This window comes from Pelomonas sp. KK5 (assembly GCF_001984095.1).
GTDB lineage: Bacteria > Pseudomonadota > Gammaproteobacteria > Burkholderiales > Burkholderiaceae_C > KK5.
In genome coordinates, this window is sequence record NZ_LYVQ01000070.1 from 1 (window position 1) to 20,328 (window position 20,328).

Below are 20,328 nucleotides of genomic sequence, written 5' to 3' on the forward strand. Positions count from 1 at the left end.
CGCCCGCACTCGTGTGCGGGCAAGGGCTGCAACAACGAGTGGCCCCGTATGCCGGGCGTTCCCGAAGGGTTGTGATCAAAAGGGCCGCATCCCGCGTTGCAAATCCTCGTCGGGTGTCCAACCCGACTCCGGTTTGCGCCTTGTCTGCGGCCCTTTTGATCACAACGCGACCCCCTGCCGTCGTGTGAACAGGCCCTACCAGCCCAGCCCGATGCGCAGGGTCAGCATCACCGCCGTGCCGGTCACGATCGTGCCCAGGATGCCGCGGCGCCAGAAGTAGTAGCCGGTCGCCGCGGCGGCGGCGAACAGGCGGGCGTCCTGCCAGGTCTTCAGCAGGTGGCCCTGGGTCATCACGATCTCCGGCACGATCACAGCCGCCAGTGCGGCCAGCGGCGCATAGCGCAGGCCCTGGCGCATCCAGGCGGGCAGCGGCAGCTCGCGTTCCGGGTAGAGGAAGAAGGCGCGGGTCAGCAGCGTGATGAAGCCCATGCCGAGGATGGCCAGGGCCGTTTCCCAGTCGCTCATGCCTTGGCCTCCACCGGCGCATCCGGCAGCAGCTTCTCCATCATCAGGCCGGCCGCCACCGCGGCGGCGATCGCCACGACGATATTGAGCCGCAAGGGCAGCGCGTACGCCGCGATCGCCGCGCAGCCGGCCACGCCTGCCGCGATCCAGCCGTTGCGGTCCTTCAGCAGCGAATAGCACAAGCCCAGCAGCGCCAGCACGCCGGCGAAGCCCAGCCCCCACTGGGCCGGCACGCGGTCCGCCAGCAGGATGCCCAGCACGGCCGGGATCTGCCAGGCCGGCCAGTTGGTCACCACGCCGCCCCAGTAGTAGGGCTCCTGCGCGGGGTCGGGTCTTGCCTCGGGGAAGCGGTGGGTGAAGGCGACGAAGTTCAGGTCGGCGGCGAAGTAGCCGATCAGCAGGCGCCGCGCCCGCGGCAGGTGGGCGAAGTAGGGCCGCCACTGGGCGCTGAAGATGATGAAGCGCAGGTTCACGCAGAAGGCGGTGGCCCAGATCACCCACAGCGGCGCGCCGGCGGCGATCAGCGGCAGCGAGGCCAGTTGCGAGCTGCCGGCAAAGACCACCAGCGTCATCAGCAGGGCCAGCCAGATGGACAGGCCGCTCTTGACCATGGCCACGCCGGTCACCAGGCCCCAGGCGGCGATGCCCAGCGAGACGCCGACCATCTCGCGTGAGCCGCGCTTGAACTCGCGATGCCGGGCCATGGCCCGGGCTTCGCCGATGAATGTTTGGAAGGACATGCCCGGCATTGTCGCCGGGACTTTCGGGTTTCCCCGGGGCTCAGAACGGAATGCGGCCCAGCCAGATGTCGCGGTACATCGCCCAGTCGCCCATGAAGCTGTAGAGCGGGCGCTTGAACGAGGCGGGCTTGTTCTTCTCGAAGCCGAAGTGGCCGATCCAGGCGAAGGCGTAGCCGCAGAGCAAGCCCAGCAGGATCAGGCTTGCTGCGCCGGTGAACAGTGCGGCGGCCAGGCAGACGAGGCCCAGCGACGAGCCGACGAAATGCAGCCGCCGGCAGGTGCGGTTGCTGTGCTCGCCGAGGTAGAAAGGATAGAACTCGGCGAAGCTCGTGAACTTGCCGACGTCGGGGCTGGTCGTGTCCATGGCAACAAGCCTAGCGCAGCGCCTCGCGTAGCGCGCTCAGCATTTGCTCGGGGGCCTCGGCCATCAGCGCATGGCCGGCCGGCAGCTTGAAGACGCGGGCCTTCAGCGCTTCGGCCAGCGGGGCGGTGTGCTTCGGAAGCGTCATCTGGTCGCGCGAGCCGAGCAGCAGGCTGGCCGGGCAGCGCACCTGGGCAGCGGCTTCGAGGCCGTTGGCGTAACGGTCGCAGAGCTTGAAGTCGTGCTCGAACAGGTTCACGGCATCCTGCTTGTCCAGCATGCGGCGCATCAGTGCCCGGGCGCCGCCATGCAGCCAGGCGCCGGGCCCCGGGTAGGAGGGCTTGGCGGCCCAGCCGGAATGCGAGAAGGCGTTGACCATGTCGATCGCCTTCAGCGGCGTCTCGCGGGCGGTGTTCAGCAGCGCGTCCGACACCTTCATCGGGTAGGCGGTGCCGATCATCGCCAGGTGGGTAGCGCGCTCGGGTCGCCGCGCCGCGGCCTCCAAGGCGATCAGCGAACCCATGCTGTGGCCCGCCAGCGCCGCGCGCTGCACGCCGGCCGCGTCGAGCACCTGCCAGAGCCAGTCGGCGCAGGCCTCGACGCTGTCCGCTGGCGCACCTTCGCTGCGGCCGTGGCCGGGCAGGTCTACCGCGAACACGTTCCAGCCGTGGTGGGCGAAGGAGCGGGCCAGCAGGGTCCAGACGCTGTGGTCGTTCATCGCGCCGTGGATGAAGGCCAGCGAGGGCAGGGCGGGGTCGTAGGCGCGGCCGCCGGTGTAGGCGTAGGCCTCGCGGCCGTTGACGAGGAGCTTCATTTGGACGCTGCCTTCAGTGCGCGCTTCAGATCGTCGATCAGGTCGTCCGCGTCTTCCAGGCCGATGGACAGCCGGATCGTGCCGGGGCCGATGCCGGCGAAGGCCAGCGCTGCGTCGTCCATGCGGCTGTGCGTCGTGCTGGCAGGGTGGATCACCAGCGAGCGGCAGTCGCCGACGTTGGCCAGGTGCGAGAAGACCTTCAGCGTCTCGATGAAAGTGCGGCCCTGCTCGCGCGAGCCCTTCAGCGCGAAGCTGAAGACCGAGCCGTAGCCGCGCGGCAGCAGCTTCTGCGCGAGCGCGTGGTCGCGGTGGCTGCTCAAGCCGGGATAACCCACAGCCTCCACGGCATCCTGCCCCGCCAGGAACTCGGCCACCTTCTGCGCGTTGCGCACATGGCGCTCCATGCGCAGCGACAGCGTCTCGATGCCCTGCAGGATCAGCCAGGCGGTGTGCGGGCTCATGCAGGCGCCGAAGTCGCGCAGGCCCTCGCGGCGGGCGCGCAGCAGGAAGGCGCCGACGGTGCTTTCCTCGGTGAACACCATGTCGTGGAAGCCGGCGTACGGCTCGCAGAGTTCGCCGAAGTGGCCGTGCCTGGCATGGGCCGCATCCCAGTCGAAGCTGCCGCCGTCCACCAGTACGCCACCGACCACCGTACCGTGGCCGCTGAGGAACTTGGTGGCCGAGTGGTAGACCAGGTCGGCGCCGTGCTCGAAGGGCTTCATCAGCCAGGGTGTGGTGAGCGTGGAGTCGACCAGCAGCGGCAGGCCCGCGTCATGGGCGATGGAGGCGATGGTCGGGATGTCCAGCACGTCCAGGCCCGGGTTGCCCAGGGTCTCGCCGAACAACAGCTTCGTGTTCGGACGGATCGCCGCACGCCAGCCGTCGATGTCGCCGGGCTTCACGAAAGTCGTCTCGATGCCGAAACGCTTCAGCGTGTAGTGCAACAGGTTGTGCGAGCCGCCGTACAGCGCGCCGGAGGACACGATGTGCGAGCCGGCTCCGGCGATGGTCGAGATGGCGAGATGCAGCGCCGCCTGCCCGCTGGCCGTGGCGATGGCGCCGACACCGCCTTCCAGCGCGGCCATCCGCTCCTCGAAGACGGCCGTCGTCGGGTTGGAGAGCCGCGAGTAGACGTGGCCCGCGCGCTCCATGTTGAACAGCGCGGCCGCATGCTCGGCGCTCTCGAACACGAAGGAGGTGGACAGGTGCAGCGGCGTCACGCGGGCGCCGGTGGCGGGGTCGGGGGCGGCGCCGGCGTGCAGCGCGAGGGTGTCGAAACCCGGGTCGGAATGACCTGGCATGGTGTCTCTCAAGGTATTGGTTCGGCGGATTGTGTGCTATGTTGAAGCCACCCCCGCATTGCTCAGGAGCACAAGAATCATGAAAGTCGTCGACATCCTCCGCGTCAAGGGTGGCACTCTGTTCACCGTCACCCCCGAGGAGCCGCTGGGCCAGGCGGTCGAGACCATGGCCGGCCGGGACATCGGCTCGCTGGTGGTGATGGAGCATGGCGAACTGGTCGGCATGCTGACCTTCCGCGAGGTGATCCAGGCGATCGTCAAGAACGGTGGCAGCACCGGCGCCACCATCGTGCGCAGCGTGATGGACGACCACCCGCTGACCTGCACGCCCGACACCGAGGTGGACGAAGTCCGCCGCATGATGCTGGGCCGCCACGCCCGCTACATGCCGGTGCTCAATGGCCGCACGCTGATGGGCGTGATCTCGTTCTACGACGTCGCCAAGGCGGTCGTCGACGGGCAGGACTTCGAGAACCGCATGCTGAAGGCCTATATCCGCGACTGGCCGGTGGAAGAGCCGGCCCCCGAGGACCAGCCGAAGCACTAAGAAAACAGATTGGCCGGCATCGCCGCCGTCGGGATGACGGCGCCGGGATGCTGGATCACCGTGCCGGCCAGCCGGTTGCCCGCGCGGGCGGCGGCGGCCACATCGAGGCCATGCAGTCGCGCGGCCAGGTAGCCGGCGCCGAAGGAGTCCCCGGCGGCGGTCGTATCGACCACCTTGGGCACCCGCTCCGTCGGCACGACGACAGGCTCCATGCCGTCCATCAGCACCATCGTCGGCTCGCTGCCGCGCTTGATGACCTTCTCCGGCACGCCATAGGCGCGCACGCGCTCCAGCGCCTCGGCCTCGCTGCAGCCGCCGAGCACGTCGGCCTCGTCGTTCAGCGTGATCAGCGCCGTCGAGGCCAGCTCGTAGATCCGGGCATAACTCTCAGCCGCGACTGACTGCGAGGCCCACAGCCGCGCGCGGTAGTTGTTGTCGAAGACCACCCGCCCGCCACGGTGGCGCAGCCGGGCGGCGAGGTCGAACAGACGCTCGCGGCCGCCGGGCGTCAGGATCGCCAGGCTGATGCCGCTGAGGTACAGCACGTCCACCTCTGCGAGCCGCGCTTCGAGCGGGCAGTTCGCGAGATCCAGGTAACGCTTCGCCGGCGCCGCCGAGCGCCAGTAGGAAAAGCGCCGCTCGCCATCGGGATCCACCTGGATCGAGTACAGGCCCGGCACCTCGCCTTCGCAGCGGGCGACGAAGCCGCAATCGATGCCCTCGGCCTCCCAGGCCTTCACCATGGCCTCGCTGTAGGGGTCGCCGCCGCCCAGCGCGGTGGCATAACTGACCGAATAAGCTGACCCCGCCAGGCGGGCCAGGTAGAGCGCCGTGTTCAAGGTGTCTCCGCCGAAGGCCTGGCGCATCAGGCCCGGTTCGACTTCACGGAGTTCGATCATGCATTCGCCGACGGCGACGAGACGGTTGTTCGGATTCATCGTGGCGCGGATTATGAGTGCTGCCCCAAAAGCTAAAATCACGGGTTCACCCGCACAGGAAAGTCACCCACGATGTCCGGCAGCACCTTCGGCGAAGTGTTTCGCGTCACCAACTTCGGCGAGAGCCATGGGCCCGCCATCGGTTGCGTGATCGACGGCTGCCCGCCGGGGATGGAACTGTCGGAAGCCGACATCCAGCCCGAGCTGGACCGCCGCCGCCCCGGCACCTCGCGCCACGTGACCCAGCGCAACGAGCCGGATGCGGTGGAGATCCTCTCCGGTGTCTACGAAGGCAGGACGACCGGCACGCCGATCTGCCTGCTGATCAAGAACACCGATCAGCGCAGCAAGGACTACGGCAACATCCTCGACACCTTCCGTCCCGGCCACGCCGACTACACCTACTGGCGCAAGTACGGCCTGCGCGACCCGCGCGGCGGTGGCCGCTCCTCGGCGCGGCTGACCGCGCCGATGGTCGGGGCCGGCGCGGTGGCCCGCAAATGGCTGAAGGAAAAGTTCGGCACCGAGTTCCGCGGCTGCATGACGCAGCTCGGCGAGATCGAGATCCCGTTCGAGGGCTGGGAACACGTGCCCAACAACCCCTTCTTCGCCGCCAACGCCAGCAAGATCGCCGAGCTGGAGGCGTACATGGACGCGCTGCGCAAGTCCGGCGATTCGGTCGGCGCGCGCATCCGCGTGGAAGCGACCGGCGTGCCGGTGGGCCTGGGCGAGCCGCTGTTCGACAAGCTCGATGCCGACATCGCCTACGCGCTGATGGGCATCAACGCGGTCAAGGGCGTGGAGATCGGCGAGGGCTTCGGCGTCGTCGCCCAGCGCGGCAGCGCCCACGGCGACGAGCTGACGCCGACCGGCTTCGCCTCCAACAACTCGGGCGGCGTGCTGGGCGGCATCTCGACCGGCCAGGATCTGGTGGCGTCCATCGCCATCAAGCCGACCAGCTCGATCCGCACGCCCAAGGGCTCGATCAACCGCGCCGGCGAGCCGGCCACGGTGGAGACCTTCGGCCGCCACGACCCCTGCGTGGGCATCCGCGCCACGCCGATCGCCGAGGCCATGCTGGCCCTGGTGCTGATGGACCATGCGCTGCGCCATCGGGCCCAGTGCGGCGACGTGGTCCTCCCCATTCCGCCGATCGCCGGCCCTTCCGGCACTTGATCCGCGCCACCGACGGCCTATAACCCGTCCCATGCAGTTCGTCGCCGAACGAGGCGGCTGATCGGGACGTATTGCAGGTCATCACGCGGAATCAGCATTCCGTCGCAGCCGCCCTTGCACCGACACCGTGCGCTCCTAAACTGCGCGCACTTTTCGATACAGAGGGAAATAGACCATGCGCAAGCAATGGCTGATTGGCGGCATCGCCGTCCTGGTGTTGGCGGCAGGTGGGGCCGGTGTCGCGGTCTTCGCCGGCAAGACGGGTGGTAGCAACAAGAACAACAGCAAGCCCGCGGACGACGCCAAGGCCGGCCCGCCGCTGGAATTCCTCGCCAGCGAGATCACCCAGCCCACGCTGGCCAGCATGCCCGGCGTGATCGAGTTCTCCGGCCCGCTGGTGGCGCCCGGCACGGTCACCGTCCGCGCCAAGGCGACCGGCACCCTGGTCAACCTGCAGGTGGGCGAGGGCAGCCGCGTGAAGGCCGGCCAGGCCCTGGGCCAGATGGACCTGGAAGAGCTGCGCTACCGCATCGCCGAGCGCAGCGCGACGGTCGAATCGGCCAAGGCGCAGTACGAGCAGGTCGAGCGCAAGTACAAGGCCGACCAGGGCCTGGCCGCCAACAACTTCATCGCCACCACCGCGCTGGACGCCTCCCGCGCCGCGATGGAAACCGCCCGCGCCCAGTACCTGGCCGCCAAGGCGCAGCTGGACACCAGCAACGTCACGATGCACCAGGCCGCGCTGATCTCGCCGATCAACGGCATCGTCGCCAAGCGCCTGGCCCTGCCCGGCGAGAAGCTGGCGCCCGAGCAGCAGATCCTGACCATCGTCGACCTGTCCAAGCTGGAACTGGCCGGCCTGGTCGGCACGCACGAGGTGAGCCGGCTCAAGCCCGGCATGCCGGTGCAGGTGAAGGTCGAAGGCTCGGACCACACGGTCGAGGCCAAGATCAGCCGCATCGCCCCGGCCGCCGAGGCGGGCACCCGCTCGATCGGCGTGGTGCTGGCGCTGGACAACCCGAAGGAAGAGTTCCGCGCCGGCCAGTACGGCGTGGCCCGCGTGGAGCTGGTCGACGATTCCCAGCGCCTGACCGTGCCCGAGACCGCCATCACCGGCGCCGCCGGCCAGGAGCAGGTCTGGACCATCGCCAACGGCCAGCTGGTGCGCCGCGTGGTGACCACCGGCCGCCACGACGAGCGCAGCGGCCGCGTGGAGATCGTCAAGGGCGTGGACAACAAGACGCAGATCCTGGCCACCCGCTTCGACAACCTGCGCGAAGGCGGCAAGGCGAACATCGTGGTCAAGAAGGCCACGGTGGCCGCCTCGGGCACCGCCTCCGCGCCGGCCCGCGACTGAGACCGGAGGAGCTGAACCATGTGGATCACCCGCGTCTCCATCCAGAACCCGGTCTTCGCGACCATGGTGATGGTGGCCCTGTGCGTGCTGGGCCTGTTTTCCTATTCCAAGCTGGGCGTCGAGCAGATGCCCGACATCACGCTGCCCGGCGCCTGGATCGACATCCGCTATCCGGGCGCTTCGCCTGAAGCGGTCGAGCGCCAGGTGGCCAAGCCGCTGGAGGAGTCGCTGAACTCCATTGCCGGCGTCAACCGCATCCAGTCGCGCAGCTTCGAGGGCCGCGTGCAGGCCAGCGTCGAGTTCACGCTGGACACCGACATGAACCGCGCGATGCAGGACCTGCGCGACCGCCTCTCGCTGGCGCAGGCGCAGTTCCCGCAGGAGGTGAAGCCGCCCTTCGTCAACCGCTTCCAGGGTGACAACGCCCAGCCGGTGGTGGTGATGGCGCTGATGTCGCCGAGCCGCTCGCTGCGCGAGATGTCGCTGCTGTCCGACCAGACCATCTCCAAGCGCCTGACCCGCGTGCCCGGCGTGGCCCAGGTCTCGGTGGGCGGCATGGCGCTGCGCGAGGTGCGCATCGACCTGGACCCGCTGCGCCTGCGCGCCTACAACATCACCCCGGCCGAGATCTCCAAGGCGATCGCCACCGCCAACAACGACGAGCCGGTGGGTGTGCTGTCCGACACCTACACCGACGCGATGCTGCGCGTCGAGGGCCGCGTCAAGGACCCGAAGCGCTTCGCCGACATCGTCATCGCCAAGCGCGGCGAGCTGGTGCTGACGCTGGGCGCCCTGGGCACGCTGGTCGAGCGCGAGCAGGAGATGGACAACATCGCCCGCATCAACGGCCAGACCGCCGTGACCTTCAACGTCTTCAAGCAGCAGGACGCCAACATCGTCGCCACCGGCCAGGCCGTCAAGGACGCGATGGAGGAACTGCGCAAGACCCTGCCCAAGGACATGGAGCTGCGCCTGATCTACGCCAGCAGCGACTGGGTCAAGGGCTCGCTGGACGGCCTGCGCCACACGCTGGTCGAAGGCGCGCTGCTGACCGTGGCCATCGTCTTCCTGTTCCTGCACAGCTGGCGCTCGACCATCATCACCGGCCTGACGCTGCCGATCTCGGTGATCTCCAGCTTCATCGCGGTGCACGCCTTCGGCTTCACGCTGAACTTCATGACGATGATGGCGCTGAGCCTGTGCATCGGCCTGCTGATCGACGACGCCATCGTCGTGCGCGAGAACATCGTGCGCCACGTGGACATGGGCAAGGACCACCTGAAGGCGGCCTTCGACGGCACCAACGAGATCGGCCTGGCGGTGATGGCCACCACCTTCGCCATCTGCGCGGTGTTCACGCCGGTGGCCTTCATGGGCGGCATCATCGGCAAGTTCTTCTACCCCTTCGGCATCACGGTGGCGGTGGCGGTGCTGGTCTCGCTGTTCGTGTCCTTCACGCTGGACCCGATGCTCTCCAGCGTCTGGGCCGACCCGCCGGCCACCTATCTCAAGAAGATCCCGGTGATCGGCCACATGATCCGCGGCACCGACTGGGCGATGGACGTGCTGCACCGCGTCTACGAGACCACGATCGACTGGGCCTTCAGCGGCCGCCGCTACCGGATGTTCGTGCCGCCGATCCCGGCCTACGGCAAGCCCTTCAAGGCCGACGGCTCGCGCAACCTGGATGGCAAGCGGCGCTTGCGCTTCGCGACGCTGACGCCCCGCGGCATCGTCGTGTGGGCTGGCGTGGCCAGCTTCGTCGGCGCGATCTTCCTGGCCGGCGCCGTGGGCACCGAGTTCATCCCCGAGACCGACCAGGGCTTCACCCAGCTGGCGCTGCGCCTGCCGGTGGGCACCGGCCTGGACCGCAGCAGCGACAAGGTCGCCCAGGTCGAGGAGATCCTGCGCGCCTATCCGGAGATCAAGACCGTCTCCACCGTCGTCGGCGCCACCGGCGACGGCCTGGCCACCGGGCGCAACAACGCCAACATGAACATCACGCTGAGCGACCGCAAGGACCGCAAGCGCAGCCAGAAGCAGATCGAGGATGCGATGCGCGCCGACATCGCCAAGATCCCGGGCGTGGAGCTCTCGGTCGGCTTCAACAAGCCGGTCTGGATCACCATCCTCGGCAATGATTCGGAGGCGCTGACCCAGGCGGCCCATGACCTGGTGAACCAGATCAAGAAGATCAACGGCGCGGTGGACGTGGACACGACCGTCAAGCCCGGCCTGCCGGCCTTCGCGGTGCGGGTCAAGGACTCGGCCGCCCGCGAGCTGGGCCTGACCACGCCGCAGCTGGCCTCCTCGCTGCGCGCCTACGTCAACGGCGAGATCGCCACCTACTGGACGGCGCCGGACGGCAACCAGGTGCAGGTGCTGCTGCGCCTGCCCAAGGACGACCGCCGCAACCTGGACCAGATGTACAAGCTGCCGGTGGCCTTCGCCAAGGACGGCTCGCCGATCACGCTGGACCAGGTGGCCACGATCGAGCAGGTCTTCAACCCCGAGGTGATCCGCCGCGAGAACCTGCAGCGCCGCGAGGCCGTCTACGCCGGCACGCAGGGCCGCCCCTCGGGCGACGTCAACGCCGACGTGCAGAAGATGATCAAGAACTTCCAGCTGCCGGCCGGCGTGACCTTCAAGGTCGACGGCGCCGGCAAGGACCAGGCCGAGGCGATGAACGGCCTGATCGGCGCGATGGCACTGGCGGTGATCTTCATCTACATCGTGCTGGCCAGCCAGTTCGGCAGCTTCACCCAACCGTTCGCGATCATGGCCTCACTGCCGCTGTCGCTGATCGGCGTGATGCTGGCGCTGCTGGTGACCGGGTCCACGCTGAACGTCTTCTCGATGATCGGCCTGGTGATGCTGATGGGCCTGGTGACGAAGAACGCGATTCTGCTGGTGGACTTCGCCAACCATGCCCGCAAGGCCGGCGCGAGCCTGGCGGTGGCGGTGCGCGAGGCCGGCCTGATCCGGATGCGCCCGATCATCATGACCACCGCCGCGATGATCTTCGGCATGCTGCCGATGGCGATCGCGCTGAACGACGGCGGCGAGATCCAGGCGCCGATGGGCCGCGCGATCATCGGCGGGGTGATGACCTCCACGCTGCTGACGCTGGTGGTGGTGCCGGTGATCTATTCGTACCTGGAGCAGTTCACGGCCTTCATCCAGTCGTTGAGCGAGCGCACCCGCGGCGCGTTCTACGGCACGGTGGGCCTGAGCCTGACGACGCTGGTGATGCTGGGCGCCGGCGCGCCCGGTGGCGCGACGCTGGCCATCGCGGTGCCGGGCTTCCTGATGTGCCTGTGGCTGTGCTTCGCCTTCGCGCACGAGCGTGGCCGTCCGGCGGGCTGGGCGCTGCTCGGCCTGCTGGGCATGCCGGGCTTCCTGCTCGGGGCCTTCCTGCTGCAGAAGCCGGTTCGGCCGGCGGCGCCTGTGCCGACCACGGGTGACGACCTGATCCCGGCGAAGTAACTCCTTATCTATCAGCGCTGTGCCATCTGCTGCAAGGCTTGCAGCAGATGGCCGGCGAAGCGCCCGGCGTCGCACAGCGGCGAGGTGCGCAGACGGTCGCGCAGGCCCTGGCGGAGTTCCGCCAGGGCCTGCGTGTTTGTTGTCGAGGCTAGCGAGATGGCGCGGGCCACGTAGTCGTTTGCGTCCGTCGCGACCCACTCGGGCAGGCCGAGGTTGTTCATGATGCTGAGCCCCTGGCGCGCCAGCGGTGTCGCGCCGGCCAGCGTCAGCACCGGCACGCCCATCCACAGGCCCTCGATGCTGGTCGTGCCGCCGGGGTAGGGGAAGGGGTCGAGCACGATGTCCACGCGATCGTAGGTGCGCAGGTAGTCGCTGCGCGGCGAGGGGCCTTCGAAGATCAGGCGCTCCGCCGCGATGCCGCGTTCGGCGAAGCGCTGCGCCATGCGCCGGCGCTGGGCATCGTCGGCCAGCGTGCCGCACTTGAGCATCAGCCGGCTGCGGGGCAACGCGGACAGGATGCGCGCCCAGGCATCGAGAACGCCGTCATTCAGCTTGGCCAGCTTATTGAAGCAGCCGAAGGTGAGGTGGCCGGCCTTCAGCGCCGGCAGCGGCGCCAGCTCCGGCGCGCCGGCCGGTGGCGTGAAGCACAGGAAAGTCTCGGGCAGGCGCTGCACCGCGGCGATGAAGGGCATGTCGGCCGGCGCAATCCACGGGTCGGCCATGAAATGGTCGATGGCCGCCACGCCGGTCTCGGTGCAGCTGCCCAGCCAGGTGGCCTGCCGCGGGGCGGGCTTCCACGCGAACAACGGCAGGCGGTTGCCGGCGGTGTGGCCGGAGAGGTCGATCAGCAGGTCCAGGCCGTCCGCGTGGATCAGGCGCGCGGCGGCCTCGTCGTCGAGGCCGGTGATCGGGGTCCACTGGCGGCAGTGGCCGCGCAGGCGCTCCGAGAGCGTGTCGCTGGCCGGGCTGTTCGGATAGGCATGCCAGTCGACCGCATCGGCCGTGGCGGCCAGCACCGATTCGAGAAAGTAGCCGATCGGATGTTCGCGCAGGTCGGCCGAAACCAGACCGACGCGCAGCCGCGCCGCGGGTTCGCGCGCGGGCCACTGCGCATAGGGCCTCGCTGCGGCCGCCACCGCTTCGCCATAGGCCCGCAGCAGCGGTGCCGGATCCGCGTCCGTGTACTGCGCGAGGAAGATGCGATCGCTGAAGGCGGCGAAGTTGCCGGGCTCCAGCGCGGTCACCCGCTCGTAGCAAGACAGCGCTTCCTCGATGCGGCCCAGCTCGCGCAGCAGCGCTCCGAGGTTGGCGTGATGAAGGCCAGCCGCGGGTTGCAAGGCGAGGGCGCGCTCGCAGGCCCGCAGTGCCTCGTCGTAACGCTGCTGGTGCTTCAGGGCGGTGCCCAGGTTGGCCAGTGCGCCCGCGTGGTCCGGCTGCTGCGCCAGCACCTCGCGCAGCGCGGCCTCGGCCTCACCGTGGCGCCCCAGTTCGAGCAGGCAACTGCCCAGGTTGTAGCGGGCGGCGCTCAGCTGCGGCCGCAGCGCCAGCGCCTGGCGGTAGGCGGCCACCGCGGGCCCCAGCCGGCCCAGGTTCTGCAGCGCGATGCCCTGGCCCACGCGCGCCGGCACATGGCCCGGCGCCAGCTCGAGCACCGCTTCGTAGCAGGCCAGCGCCTCGACCCAGCGCTGGGACCGAAGCAACTCGTGGCCGAGCGCGGCCCGTTCATCGGGCGAGGCGGAGCGTGAATATGTGCCGTCGAGACTCATGGTTATGTCGTCAAACCCGAAGGCGCTGCCTATGATCGTCGGCACCAGCGCGTCGCCGCATTGTGCACAGCGCGATGCCCAACAACGATTTGCCGAGGAGCAAGACGATGAGCGCCACCCAGAAGTACCGCCTGGTCACCCGCAGCGATTTCGACGGCCTGGTCTGCGCCGTGCTGCTGAAGGAACTGGACCTGATCGACGACATCCTCTTCGTCCACCCGAAGGACATGCAGGACGGCAAGATCGCCATCACCGCCCGCGACATCACGACGAACCTGCCCTACGTCCCCGGCGCGCACCTCTCGTTCGACCACCACGCCTCCGAGCTGATCCGCAACACCGGCGAGCGCAGCAACCACATCATCGACGCCGACGCGCCTTCGGCCGCGCGCGTCGTCTACAAGCACTACGGCGGCAAGGCCAAGTTTCCGCGCATCTCCGACGAGATGATGGAAGCGGTGGACAAGGCCGACTCGGCCCAGTTCAGCCGCAGCGAGATCCTCGATGCCAACGGCTGGCCGCTGCTGAACTACCTGATGGACTCGCGCACGGGCCTGGGCCGCTTCCGCGACTTCCGCATCAGCAACTACCAGCTGATGATGGACCTGATCGACCATTGCCTCGAGTACGACATCGACGAGATCCTCGAACTGCCGGACGTGAAGGAGCGGGTGGACGTCTACTTCGAGCACGGCCCCAAGGCGCGCGAGCAGATCCTGCGTTGCGGCAAGTACCACGGCAACCTGGTCGTGCTGGACCTGCGCGGCGAGGAGACCATCTGGGCCACCAACCGCTTCATGGTCTATGCGCTGTTCCCGGCCTGCAACATCTCCATCCACATGATGTGGGGCGTGCAGAAGCAGAACACGGTGCTGGCCTGCGGCAAGTCCATCCTCAACCGCGACAGCAAGACCGACATCGGCGCGCTGATGCTGCAGTACGGCGGCGGCGGGCACCATGCGGCCGGCACCTGCCAGGTGGCGAACGAGAAGGCGGACGAGGTGCTGAAGGAACTGACGGCGAAGATCAACGCGGACGGCTGAAGGTCAGCGCCACAGCGCGTCGAGCATCGGGAACACGTTGGCATTCCCGGCGACCAGCCGATTGCCCTTGTGCAGGCCGTCGTCGGCCAGGAAGTCGCTGGTCTGCAGGCCCGCGGCCTTGATGACGGCGATCGCGCCGAGGCAGTCCCACGAGTTGATGTGCGACTCCACGTAGCCGAGCAGCCGTCCGCAGGCCACGTCGCACAGCATCAGCGCGCCCGAGCCGTCGCGGTAGAACATGCCGCCCTGGCGCAGGAAGCGCTCCAGCATCGGCAGGAAGGTGTCGACCGGGATGCGGGTCGAGTAGCCGGTGCCGCAGATGCCGTCGCCCAGCGTCGTGCCCGCGTGGCCGGCGATCGGCTTGCCGTTCAGCGTGGCCGGGAAGCCGATGCCGCCGCTGAACAGTTCGCCGCGCACCGGCGCGTAGACCATGCCGAACTTGAGTTCGTCGCCGACCAGGAAGGCCATCGACACGCACCAGCTCGCCATGCCGCTGACGAAGGGCTGGGTGCCGTCGATCGGGTCGACCACCCAGACGCCCTGGCCAGGCGCCAGTTCGGTGACGCCGGTCTCCTCGCCCAGGAAACCGTCCTCGGCGAAGCGCTCGGCCAGCCGGCGCTTGATCAGCAGCTCGGTGTTCAGGTCGGCCTCGCTGACGACGTCCTGCAGGCCCTTGTTGCGGATGGTCAGCTGCTCGCGCCTGTTGAAGTAATCGAGCGCGAAGTCGCCGGCCTCCTTGACGAGTTCGAGGCCGAAGGCGAAGCGGGCGGCGATGTCTGATCCGGTCATGGCGAGGGTTCCTGCAAGGGCCAAAGACGGCCATTGTTGCAGTCGAACCTCAGCAGCGCCTCGGCCCGGGCCATCACCTCGATCGGATCGCCGGGGCGCAGCGTCGTCTGCGCCGGGCCGCGCATCACCAGCTCATGGCCCGCCTCGCTGCGCAGGTAGACCAGATGCGATTCGCCGAGTTGCTCGACAAGCGTCACGACCCCGCGCAGGCGCAGCGCCGCCTCGCCCGGGCCGGCGAGCTGCAGGTGCTCGGGCCGGATGCCGATCTCGGTCTCACCGTCCTTCAGCAGGTTGATCGTCGGCGAGCCGATGAAGCTGGCCACGAAGCGGTTCGCCGGCCGCTGATACAGCTCCAGCGGCGTGCCGGCCTGCTGGATGCGGCCCTCGTGCATCACGACGATCCGGTCGCCCAGCGTCATCGCCTCCACCTGGTCGTGCGTGACGTAGACCATCGTCGCCTTCAGCTCGCGGTGCAGGCGCGCCAGCTCGATGCGCGTCTTCACACGCAGCGCGGCGTCGAGGTTGGACAGCGGCTCGTCGAACAGGAAGAGCTTGGGCTGGCGCACGATCGCGCGGCCGATGGCCACGCGCTGGCGCTGCCCGCCGGACAGCTCGCGCGGCAGCCGGTCCAGCAGATGTTCGATCTGCAGCGCCTTCGCGGCTTCATGCACGCGGCGCTTGCGCTCGTCACGCCCGGCGCCGTGGATCTTCAGCCCGAAGGCCATGTTGCGGAACACGCTCATGTGCGGATACAGCGCATAGCTCTGGAACACCATCGCGATGCCGCGTTCGGCCGGCGGCTTGTCGTTGACGACCGCGCCGTCGACGACGATCTCGCCGCCGCTGATTTCCTCCAGCCCGCAGAGCATGCGCAAGAGCGTGGACTTGCCGCAGCCGCTGGGGCCGACGAGCACGACCAGTTCGCCGTCGGCGATCGTCAGGTCGATGTCGCGCAGCACCTCGGTGTTGCCGTAGCGCTTGGAGACGTTTTTCAGTTGGACATGAGCCATTACTTGAGGGCGCCGGACGTAACGCCGCGAATCAGCTGACGGGAGAAGAGGGCGTAGGCGGCCAGCACCGGCAGCACCGCCAGCGTCAGCGCCGCCAGCACCGCGTTCCAGTCGGTCGCGAACTGCCCGATGAACTGCTGGATGCCCAGCGTGATCGTCTGCGTGGATTCGCCGGGCGCGAGGATCAGCGGGAACCACAGGTCGTTCCAGATCGGCACCATCGTGAACACCGCGACGGTGGCGACCGCCGGCCGCAGCAGCGGCAGCACGACGAGGAAGAAGATGCTGAACTCGCCGACCCCGTCGCAACGCGCCGCGTCCTTCAGCTCGCCCGGCACCTGGTGCATGAACTCCGACAGGATCATCACCGCCAGCGGCAGGCCCTGCGCGATGTAGACGAGGATCAGCGCGGCCAGCGTGTTGATCAGGCCCAGGCTCACCATCGTCTGCATGATGGACACCGAGCCCAGCCGGATCGGCACCATGATGCCGAAGGCCAGGAACAGGCCCAGCAGCCGGTTGCCGGGGAAGCGGTACTCGGTCAGCGCCCAGGCGGCCATCGAGGCGAACAGCAGGATCAGCACCAGCGAGACACCGGTGACGATCAGGCTGTTGGCGAACATCGTCGAGACGGACGCGTTGCCCAGCACCTTGTGGAAGCCGGCCCAGGTCAGCGTGTCGGCCGTCGGCAGCGCCAATGGATCCTCGAAGATCGCGCCGCGCTTCTTCAGCGCATTGACCAGCACCAGCACGATGGGGCTCAGCACCAGCAGCGTGTAGCCGCCCAGCACGAGATGGATGAACAGCGCGCCCGGCGCCTTGCGCAGCCGCGGGTTCACAGCGCGAACCTCCGCAGCCGGCGCTGCACCAGCAGCAGGTAGGCCGCCACGCCGGCCAGGATCACGAAGAACATCAGCGTGGCCAGCGCCGCGCCCATCGTCGGGCTGCCGACCTGGGCCTGGTAGCCGAAGAAGGTGCGGTAGAACAGCGTGCCCAGGATGTCGGTGCTGTAGTTGGGCCCGGCCAGGCCGCCCTTGACCGCATAGATCAGGTCGAAGGCGTTGAAGTTGCCGATGAAGGTCAGGATGGTCACCAGGCCCAGCGTCGGCAGGATCAGCGGCAGGCGCACCTCGAAAAAGATTCGCCACGGGCCGGCGCCCTCGACGGTGGCCGCCTCGATGATCTCCTCGGGAATGGCGATCAGCGCCGCGTAGATCAGCATCAACGGGATGCCGATGAACTGCCAGACCGAGATCAGCGCGAGCGTCGTCAGTGCCGTGTCCTCCAGCCCCAGCCAGGGTTGGAAATGGTCCTCCAGGCCGAAGAAGCCGAGCACTGATTCGGCCACGCCCCACAGCGGCGAGAGGATCAGCTGCCAGCTGAAGCCGATGATGACCACCGACAGCAGCGTCGGCAGGAAGAACACCGTGCGGTAGGCCGCCGCACCGCGCACGCGCTTGAGCGACAGCAGCGCCGCCAGCAGCAGCGCCACGGGGTTCTGCACCAGCATGTGGATGATGAAGAAGCGGACGTTGTTGCCGAAGGCGTTCCAGAACGGGCCGGAGAACTGCGGGTCGCTAAGCAGCGCGCGGAAGTTCGCCAGCCCGGCGAAGCTGGTGCGGCCGGTCTCGTCGGCCGTGTACAGGCCCAGCCGCAGCGTGTCCAGCAGCGGCCAGGCGCTGAAGGCGCCGTAGACCAGCACGGCCGGGGCGAGGAAGACGAAGAGCTGCCAGCCGGCCGCGCGGTGCTTCACTTGGCTTTGGCGAAGGCGTCCTGGATCTTCTGGGCGGCGTCCTTGGGCGCGAGCTTGCCATTGAGGACTTGCGAGTCCACGTTCCAGAACTCGTTCTCCAGCGGCGGCTTGCCGCGGTTCAGGATCTGCGCGTTCAGCCGGATCGTGGACTTGCACTGGTTGCGCCAGGAGATCATCTCGGCAGCCACTGGGTTGCTCACCTTGGGCTTGCTGTTGGACAGCGAGAAGAAGCCGGTGACTTTGTTCGTGTAGAGGTCCGCGAACTCCGGAGAGGCCAGCCATTCGAGGAAGGCCTTGGCGTCCGCCTTGTTCTTGCTCGCGGCATTGATGCCCATGCCGATGTCGGTGTGGTCGGAGATGTAGCAGGCGTCGCCGGCCTTCTTGACCGGCGGCGGGAAAGCGCCGAAGTCGAGGCCCGCGCCATTGGCCTGGAAGTAGCTGATGTCCCAGGACCCGGCGGGGTAGATCGCGGCCTTGCCGCTGGCGAACAGGTTCTGCGAGTCGCCATAGGTCTCGGCCTGGTAGCCCTTGGGCAGGTAGGGCGCCCATTTGGCCATCTGCGTCCAGGCCTCGACGAACTCGGGGTCGGTGAACTTCTTCTTGCCGGCGATCAGCGCCTTGCGGCCGTCCTCGCCGTGCCAGGCGTTGGCGCCGATGCTGGTGTAGACGATCTGGTGGCTTTCCCACTGGTCGGCCGTGCCGAGCGCCATCGGCGCGACCTTGCCGGCGGCCTTGATCTTGTCGAGCGCGGCGAAGAACTCGGCCTCGGTCTTCGGCGGCGTGAGGCCGAGGCTCGCGAAGATCTTCTTGTTGTAGAAGAAGCCGTGGATCACCGAGGCGATCGGCATGCAGTAGGTGTCCTTGCCGTCGTCGGTCTGCCAGGCGACCTTGGCGGCATCGCTGAAGTTCTTCAGGCCGGGCTCGGCGTTGAGCTTGTCCAGTCGGCCCTTCTTGTACAGGTCCAGCGAGACGTCGAAGGGGCGGCAGGTGATCAGGTCGCCCGCGGTGCCGGCGATCAGGCGCGAGCTGAGCGCGGAGTCGTATTCGGTGGGCGCGGTGGGCGTGAACTTCAGCGTGATGCCGGGGTGCGACTTCATGAAGGCGGGGAACAGCACCTCTTCCCACAGCGCCTTGTCGTCGGTGCGCCAGCTTTCGATGGTCAGCGTGCCGGCGGAGGCGGCGAGGGCGGCGGTGCCCAGTGCGATGGCTGCGGCGGCGGCGCGTGCTGTCTGCTTCTTCTGCATGTCGACCTGTCTCCCGGACGACCGGCGCCTCCCGAGAAGTCAGGAGATCCCCGCCGGCTGCGGGGGCAAGGTAACACCGTGCTAGCGGCGCATGACATGGGGATAACGAGTTATCTCGACGGTAACCCGGCGGTAACTCGGTGAAGATGCTGGGCGAGGAAGGCGCCGACCCGGGTCTCGTAGGCGAGCGGCGCGAAGTCGTGCAGGTTGACGTGCGCGGCGCCGGGCACCGGCCAGAACTGCTTGGGCTCGGCGGCGGCGGCGAACAGGCGTTCGGACTCGGGCAGGCGCGTGTGCCGGTCCTGTTCGCCGGCGATCAGCAGCAGTGGGGTGTGCAACTGCGCGATATGGTCGATCGGGCGTAGCGCATCGGCGCTGACGCCGAGTCTCAGCGGCAACTGCGCCAGCAGCAGCGGCGACAGCGGCCGCGCCCACGAGCCGACATGCAGTTCCAGCCGGTCAGCCACCGCGTCCTCGATCGTCGGGAACATCGACTCCAGCACGACGGCATCCGGCGCCGGCTGGGGCCGGCCCAGCACCAGCGCCGCGGCGCCGAGCGAGACACCGATCACGCCGATGCGCTCCTCCGGCGCGCGCTTGCGCAACTCGGCCAGTGCCGCGCGAACGCCGGCGCCCTCGCGGATGCCATAGGTGATCTGCTCGCCGCCGCTCTCGCCGTGGGCCGGCAGGTCGATCAGCATCACCGCGTAGCCCGCCCGATGCAGCCATAGGGCGCGGCTGAGCATCTCCGTGCGGTTGCCGCGTACGCCGTGGAGCAGCAGGACGGCGCCTTGCCCAGGCTGACTGGGCGAAAACCAGCCGCGAACCGTGTCGCCGGCGTCGCTGCCGAGGGTCAGGTCTTGCGCTGCCAGTTCTGACGGCGCAGCACCGACCGGAGCGCGGGCTGGTGCGCTGAGCGAGCTGCCCGCGAGCCAGACGGCGAGCAGGCCGACGCCCAGCAAAGCGGCGAGCGCGATGACGACTGTTCTGTTGCGGATCAAGGGTGACGACTAGACAAGAAGGCGCCCTCCTGCAAGCGTCCGCGCCAGGCGTGCGATCAGCTCACGCTCCTGGGGCTGAAGCCGGTCCTGATCGACATGCCGCCAGTTGCGTTCATACAGGGACAGAGCATCACGAGCCGTCAGTTCCTTGATGCCGGGGGTATGCCATGCAAGCAGTTGCAGTTGCGGGTAGTGGTCGAGCCGAAGCATCTCGAACTCTGGCGACGACGTTCGGCGCGGCGTGGATCGGGTCTTGGCGGTACGGGCTTGCATGTCAGGCCATGCTATTCGGTCGTACGCGGACGAGCAAACCAGGGCAGAACAGCCGACCGAGGGATTGGGATTTCGGGCCGAGCGCCGGGCCGCCCCAAGCCGGCCCGTCTGGCGATGTTGTCCGGGCTCGATGCCCGGACAATCGCCGTCCCCTCGGGGGACCGATCAACGCCGCCCGCGTTCAGCGGGGCGGTGTTGGGCGAG

At 68.4% G+C, this 20,328-nt stretch carries 19 protein-coding genes; 5 read left to right on the top strand and 14 right to left on the bottom strand.

All coding sequences use genetic code 11. The annotated features are described in order from the left end of the window. Positions 1–195: 195 nt before the first annotated feature. The 5 genes from B0W88_RS13070 to B0W88_RS13090 are packed head-to-tail and all read right to left on the bottom strand — an operon-like array spanning position 196 to position 3,741. Positions 196–525, bottom strand: coding sequence for an AzlD domain-containing protein (locus tag B0W88_RS13070; protein ID WP_077035097.1), 330 nt, complete (start codon positions 523–525; stop codon positions 196–198). Then, positions 522–1,265, bottom strand: coding sequence for an AzlC family ABC transporter permease (locus B0W88_RS13075; RefSeq protein WP_077035118.1), 744 nt, complete (start codon positions 1,263–1,265; stop codon positions 522–524). The genes B0W88_RS13070 and B0W88_RS13075 overlap by 4 nt, the downstream gene beginning before the upstream one ends. Before the next feature lie 40 nt (positions 1,266–1,305). After that, the gene (locus B0W88_RS13080) at positions 1,306–1,629 is read right to left on the bottom strand and encodes an Mpo1-like protein (protein WP_077035098.1); all 324 of its coding nucleotides are present in this window, start codon (positions 1,627–1,629) and stop codon (positions 1,306–1,308) included. Between the two features lie 10 nt (positions 1,630–1,639). Further along, positions 1,640–2,440 carry an alpha/beta fold hydrolase gene (locus B0W88_RS13085; protein ID WP_077035099.1) on the bottom strand — a complete coding sequence of 267 codons (801 nt, stop codon included), beginning with the start codon at positions 2,438–2,440 and terminating at the stop codon, positions 1,640–1,642. Then, a complete protein-coding gene (locus B0W88_RS13090; protein WP_077035100.1) occupies positions 2,437–3,741 on the bottom strand; it encodes an O-acetylhomoserine aminocarboxypropyltransferase in 1,305 nt (434 codons plus the stop codon). Before B0W88_RS13090 ends, B0W88_RS13085 begins: the two co-directional genes overlap by 4 nt. 79 nt (positions 3,742–3,820) lie before the next feature. On the opposite strand from B0W88_RS13090, the gene B0W88_RS13095 reads away from it, so the two are divergent. Continuing rightward, positions 3,821–4,288 (top strand): CBS domain-containing protein, encoded by a 468-nt coding sequence (locus B0W88_RS13095; RefSeq protein ID WP_077035101.1) that lies wholly within the window; start codon positions 3,821–3,823, stop codon positions 4,286–4,288. Here the strand turns inward: B0W88_RS13095 and B0W88_RS13100 are convergent. Beyond that, on the bottom strand, positions 4,285–5,226 hold the full coding sequence (locus tag B0W88_RS13100; protein WP_077035102.1) for a sugar kinase: 942 nt from the start codon (positions 5,224–5,226) through the stop codon (positions 4,285–4,287). The two genes, B0W88_RS13095 and B0W88_RS13100, sit on opposite strands and share 4 nt — an antisense overlap. A gap of 72 nt (positions 5,227–5,298) precedes the next feature. On the opposite strand from B0W88_RS13100, the gene aroC reads away from it, so the two are divergent. The 3 genes from aroC to B0W88_RS13115 all read left to right on the top strand — a co-directional run bounded on the left by aroC (position 5,299) and on the right by B0W88_RS13115 (position 11,245). Next, on the top strand, positions 5,299–6,402 hold the full coding sequence (aroC, locus tag B0W88_RS13105; RefSeq protein WP_077035103.1) for a chorismate synthase: 1,104 nt from the start codon (positions 5,299–5,301) through the stop codon (positions 6,400–6,402). A gap of 175 nt (positions 6,403–6,577) precedes the next feature. Beyond that, complete coding sequence (locus B0W88_RS13110; protein WP_077035104.1) at positions 6,578–7,759, top strand: efflux RND transporter periplasmic adaptor subunit; 1,182 nt, start codon at positions 6,578–6,580, stop codon at positions 7,757–7,759. A gap of 18 nt (positions 7,760–7,777) precedes the next feature. Next, on the top strand, positions 7,778–11,245 hold the full coding sequence (locus tag B0W88_RS13115) for an efflux RND transporter permease subunit (RefSeq protein WP_083748766.1): 3,468 nt from the start codon (positions 7,778–7,780) through the stop codon (positions 11,243–11,245). An 11-nt stretch (positions 11,246–11,256) separates the two neighbouring features. Here B0W88_RS13115 and B0W88_RS13120 read toward each other — a convergent pair whose 3' ends face one another. After that, positions 11,257–13,011, bottom strand: a complete 1,755-nt coding sequence (locus B0W88_RS13120; RefSeq protein WP_077035105.1) for a tetratricopeptide repeat protein — start codon at positions 13,009–13,011, stop codon at positions 11,257–11,259. A 107-nt stretch (positions 13,012–13,118) separates the two neighbouring features. Here B0W88_RS13120 and B0W88_RS13125 point away from each other — a divergent pair, with 107 nt between their 5' ends. Continuing rightward, on the top strand, positions 13,119–14,054 hold the full coding sequence (locus B0W88_RS13125; RefSeq protein ID WP_077035106.1) for an exopolyphosphatase: 936 nt from the start codon (positions 13,119–13,121) through the stop codon (positions 14,052–14,054). Between the two features lie 3 nt (positions 14,055–14,057). On the opposite strand, the gene B0W88_RS13130 is transcribed toward B0W88_RS13125, so the two are convergent. From B0W88_RS13130 to B0W88_RS13160, 7 genes are all read right to left on the bottom strand, one after another. Next, a complete protein-coding gene (locus B0W88_RS13130) occupies positions 14,058–14,843 on the bottom strand; it encodes an inositol monophosphatase (RefSeq protein WP_077035107.1) in 786 nt (261 codons plus the stop codon). Beyond that, a complete protein-coding gene (locus tag B0W88_RS13135; RefSeq protein WP_077035108.1) occupies positions 14,840–15,853 on the bottom strand; it encodes a sn-glycerol-3-phosphate ABC transporter ATP-binding protein UgpC in 1,014 nt (337 codons plus the stop codon). The genes B0W88_RS13130 and B0W88_RS13135 overlap by 4 nt, the downstream gene beginning before the upstream one ends. After that, entirely contained in the window at positions 15,853–16,692 is an 840-nt protein-coding gene (locus B0W88_RS13140) for a carbohydrate ABC transporter permease (RefSeq protein WP_077035109.1), read from the bottom strand. Before B0W88_RS13140 ends, B0W88_RS13135 begins: the two co-directional genes overlap by 1 nt. Continuing rightward, the gene (locus B0W88_RS13145; protein WP_077035110.1) at positions 16,689–17,606 is read right to left on the bottom strand and encodes a carbohydrate ABC transporter permease; all 918 of its coding nucleotides are present in this window, start codon (positions 17,604–17,606) and stop codon (positions 16,689–16,691) included. Before B0W88_RS13145 ends, B0W88_RS13140 begins: the two co-directional genes overlap by 4 nt. Then, positions 17,603–18,850 carry an ABC transporter substrate-binding protein gene (locus B0W88_RS13150; protein ID WP_077035111.1) on the bottom strand — a complete coding sequence of 416 codons (1,248 nt, stop codon included), beginning with the start codon at positions 18,848–18,850 and terminating at the stop codon, positions 17,603–17,605. Before B0W88_RS13150 ends, B0W88_RS13145 begins: the two co-directional genes overlap by 4 nt. A 110-nt stretch (positions 18,851–18,960) precedes the next feature. Continuing rightward, positions 18,961–19,851 carry an alpha/beta hydrolase gene (locus tag B0W88_RS13155; protein WP_083748767.1) on the bottom strand — a complete coding sequence of 297 codons (891 nt, stop codon included), beginning with the start codon at positions 19,849–19,851 and terminating at the stop codon, positions 18,961–18,963. A gap of 9 nt (positions 19,852–19,860) precedes the next feature. Further along, entirely contained in the window at positions 19,861–20,124 is a 264-nt protein-coding gene (locus B0W88_RS13160) for a hypothetical protein (RefSeq protein ID WP_198937834.1), read from the bottom strand. Between the last annotated feature and the right edge of the window lie 204 nt (positions 20,125–20,328).